We start from the raw sequence: 276 nt of genomic DNA on the forward strand, positions 1-276 counted from the left end.
GCCGCGCCCGTCATTTCAGAGCTAAACATGCCGCGCTTCCTTGCCAGTGGCGATACCTCCCGCTTAACGCTGGATCTCACCAATCTGACTGACCAGCCGCAGACGCTGAACGTGGCGCTTTCGGCAAGCGGTCAACTGTCCCTTGAGGGCGCGCAGCCGCGTCCCCTCACGCTGGGGCCAGGCGATCGTACCACGCTGTTTATCCCGGTGAGGGCCCAGGAAGGCTATGGTGACGGAGAGATTACCGCACAGGTGTCGGGCCTGACGCTACCGGGC

The 276-nt window shown here is 63.8% G+C and carries 1 protein-coding gene; it reads left to right on the forward strand.

The window, feature by feature from the left end:
- Positions 1–27: 27 nt before the first annotated feature.
- On the forward strand, positions 28–276 hold a 249-nt coding region (locus V0R37_RS22100; protein ID WP_420376558.1), incomplete at its 3' end, for a hypothetical protein.

It is taken from the genome of Pollutimonas rozaliensis (assembly GCF_048751585.1).
In the GTDB taxonomy this organism is placed as follows: Bacteria; Pseudomonadota; Gammaproteobacteria; order Burkholderiales; family Burkholderiaceae_B.